Raw genomic sequence first — 3,441 nt, 5'->3', positions numbered from 1 at the left:
GTAAAAAAGTAAGGGAATCAGCGAGAGGCCCAGTGAGGGCAGCGCCAAAACCAAGTAATATCCCGGCCGCTGGAAGTAGGGCGACAGGAACCATCAACGATTTTCCGAACTTTTGTAAGCTACCAAAATATTTCTTCACATCTTATCCTCCTTTTAAGGAAACGCTTTCGTGATTGATATAGAGGAGACCCGGACTACAAAAGCCCGGGTGGCCATTTTAATGATTAGTAACGACTTGCTTGCTTGCATGAAGAGCTGGCCAGTAACCCTTATTTGCTTCAATCATGTCATCTAATATCTGACGGGCACGAGGAGCGTCTACGACAGTGCGGTTTAGAGTGAGTGCTTGTAAAGCTTTATCATAGCTATTCTCATAGAAAGCATCGACGACAAGTTTTTCGTATGCCAGCTGTCCTTCAATCAATCCTTTATAGAAGGTAGAAATGTGACCAACAGCAAATGGTTTAGGGCCTCTGTTGGTGATCATTGCAGGAACCTCGACCATAACGTCGTCCGGTAGGTTTGCGATCGTTCCGTTGTTTTCGACCATAACGATGAAGATATCACCATTGTTATAGGCCATGGAAGCGGCGACTCGAATCATGTATCTGCCGTGGATATCCACTTCAAGTTCAACATTTTCAGTTGTACCGTCTTCAATAATTTGGTCAGCTAGCGTATGAACCCGTTTTTCACGTCCGTTAATGACCTGGCGCGCTCTTGTATTAGATGGGTCTTCTTTTTCCACCATTTGAGAAGGATAGAGATAATACTGAAGATACGTGTTCGGCAAGTATTCTGGGAAGTCTGTCACCATTCGTTCTACTTGTTTGAACGTATGGATCCAAGATGGGTCATTAGCAATTTCGGCATCCTCAGGGATAAATCCATCTTTTGTAATGGCGCGCTTGATTGTATTTGTATGATCGTTCCCATCTTTATCAAGAATTTTCGTGAACCAGCCAAAGTGGTTGAGACCAAAATACTCTGGGACAAGATCGAATACATCTTTGCCAAGGATCCCAGCATAGCTCACCATAATAGCTGCTGGCATATCACAAATGTTCAATAGCTTCTTATCGTCAGGGAATTCGCGTCGAAGCGCTTCAGCAACAATGGCTGCTGGGTTGGTATAGTTCAAGATCCAGGCATCCGGAGAATACGTTCGAATATCGTTCACTAGTTCAATCATGTCTCCGATCGACCGTAAGCCATACGCCATCCCGCCTGGTCCGCATGTTTCTTGTCCGACTGCTTCGTAACGAAGTGGAATCTGTTCGTCCTGCTCACGCATGGCCAGTCCGCCAGTACGGATTTGCACAAAAACGAAATCTGCATTGGATAAAGCTTCTTCTTTGTCCGTTGTATAGTGGAAAGAGTCCAACTCAGGGTATTTTTCACGTAAGATAATTTCTGTTGCCTTTGCAACCTTTTCTTGTCTTTCAGCGTTCGTATCGTAAAACGTAATCGATTTCAAAGGGAACTGTTCCTTTTCTGCTACCAAGCTCATGATCATTCCGATTGTGTACGTGCTACCGCCGCCAACAACTACAAGGTTTTGTCTTTTCATAGTATTTGACCTCCATTAAAGGTATTATATTTGTATTAATTAATTATTAATATGAATATAATACATATATGTGAAAGCGTCAACATACATATCGAAAAAAATAAAAAAATTCGTTATAATAGAGATATTGATCAAACAGGAGGAATACCTATGGCAGCACCTTTGTATCGAAGGATTGCTCAACAAATTAAAGATGAAATTGAAGAAGGAAATTGGATGGAGGGAGAGGCGATTCCAACAGAAAACCACCTCTCTGAACAATACAATGCTTCCCGTGTGACCATCCGCCAGGCGATCAAGGTACTGGTAGAAGACGGATTGCTTGAGAAAATACAGGGAAGCGGAACTTATGTGAAAGAACAGAAAATTGAACACAATATCTTTGAATTACTTAGTTTTACAGAAGAAATGAGAAAGTTGAACAAAGAGCCGGTCAATCATATTCTTGACTTCAGACTTATTGCACCTCCTGATTATGTTAGGAGACGGTTAAAATTAGCTCCGGATGAAAAAGTGTTTTATGTCCGCAGACAGCGTCTTGTCGATGGGGTACCTTATGTTTTGGAAGACACGTATTTGCCTGTTGCCCTCTTCCCAAATTTGTCTTACAGCATCATGAGTGGTTCCAAATATGATTACATTGAGAAAGAAGTAGGGATGAAAATAAAAGACAGCTTTCAGGAAGTTATTCCTGTTCTTCCCAGCAGAGAGATTGCGGAGGCTTTAAACGTGGATGAATCCTTACCAATTCTCAAAATGGAGTCTCACAGTGTGTTCGTGGATGGAACAATTTTTGAGTACAGCGAAAATCATTTCAAGAGTGATGAATACAAATTTACTTTGAAAGCATCAAGACCTTAGATTTTTAATAAGATGTGTATCCTCTTCTACCTTTGGGAATCGTACCCACACAATAATAGAAGGGGTGAGGAGATGGAACATCGTATTTCACATGAAGAAATGGATACCATTCTTAAGCAGTTAGAGGATGATTATGTTAAGGCTGTGAAGGGTAATTCGAGCAGGAATGTTGAAGACTTTATTGAGCAATTTTTATATGACTCATGGGACTACAATGATCAAAATATCGACTTGATCAAAGCTGTCATGAGCAGATATACACAAGGGGAAATCTATGAAACGACCTTCAGCGGGGCTTTCAACGAAATGGTCGACCACTTGCAGGAAAAACTTCAGCAATTGGATGAAGAGGAAATATATCCGATGATACACACACCTTGGGGCGGGTCTTTTCTTGTCTCTTTCGTCGATGGACTCGTGATTCAATATTTTACGGGTATTTATAGTGTAGAGGACTTAAGAAAACTTACCCCACAGCTAAAAGAAGTCATATTGAACGCTTTATGTACAGAAAAGCAATAGAAAAAAGGTGATTTCCTATCCATTGGGAAATCACCTTTTTCATTTGGCTCAGTCAAAACTTGTGTTTAATCCATAAAAGCTCCCTATTTAAGAAGACTCAGTTTCGAGACTTTTGTGAGTGATGATGGTGGCGGTGAAAACGACTCCCTTTCCGCGGGCATGCGCTGAGCCTCCTCAGGCTGCGCCTTCCGGGGTCTCACCTGTCATTCTCATCCCGCAGGAGTCTCGCCGTTTTCCCAGCCACCATATATTTGTAAGTCTCTAAAAATTCTATCCTGAGTAAGGAGACTGTGGAGTGTAGAATGGATTTTAATTCAGTGTTATAACTGGATTTCCATCATCTATCGTTTAGATTCGTACACGTATGATTACGAGGTCATCATTTGGCAAGGGTCGTTGGGGAAGGGGGAGACTCCCGTGGGAGAAGGAAGTAGGGGAGATCCCACAGGGCGCAGCCCGAGGAAGCTCGCCGGTTCCCCCACAGGAAA

At 42.3% G+C, this 3,441-nt stretch carries 3 protein-coding genes; 2 read left to right on the top strand and 1 reads right to left on the bottom strand.

Annotation, left to right across the window (positions count from 1 at the left end; all coding sequences use genetic code 11):
- Positions 1-217: 217 nt before the first annotated feature.
- Positions 218-1,570 (bottom strand): 6-phospho-alpha-glucosidase, encoded by a 1,353-nt coding sequence (locus tag LD39_RS15805; protein ID WP_035549477.1) that lies wholly within the window; start codon positions 1,568-1,570, stop codon positions 218-220.
- Positions 1,571-1,720: 150 nt separating this feature from the next.
- Between LD39_RS15805 and LD39_RS15800 the strand changes: the two genes are divergently transcribed.
- Positions 1,721-2,431: a GntR family transcriptional regulator gene (locus LD39_RS15800; RefSeq protein ID WP_035549473.1), complete on the top strand. Its 711-nt coding sequence runs from the start codon at positions 1,721-1,723 to the stop codon at positions 2,429-2,431.
- Positions 2,432-2,503: 72 nt separating this feature from the next.
- A complete protein-coding gene (locus LD39_RS15795) occupies positions 2,504-2,953 on the top strand; it encodes a hypothetical protein (RefSeq protein WP_035549470.1) in 450 nt (149 codons plus the stop codon).
- Positions 2,954-3,441 lie beyond the last annotated feature (488 nt).

Origin of the sequence: Halobacillus sp. BBL2006 (assembly GCF_000786645.1) — a bacterium.
Lineage (GTDB): Bacteria > Bacillota > Bacilli > Bacillales > Halobacillaceae > Halobacillus.
The sequence above is the reverse complement of the archived record's forward strand: the minus strand, read 5'-3'. Positions and strand labels throughout refer to the sequence as shown.

Bases quoted from the DNA above. Each gene is read 5' to 3' on its own strand.
- LD39_RS15805 (WP_035549477.1), bottom strand. From the start codon at position 1,570: ATGAAAAGACAAAACCTTGTAGTTGTTGGCGGCGGTAGCACGTACACA.
- LD39_RS15795 (WP_035549470.1), top strand. From the start codon at position 2,504: ATGGAACATCGTATTTCACATGAAGAAATGGATACCATTCTTAAGCAG.
- LD39_RS15800 (WP_035549473.1), top strand. From the start codon at position 1,721: ATGGCAGCACCTTTGTATCGAAGGATTGCTCAACAAATTAAAGATGAA.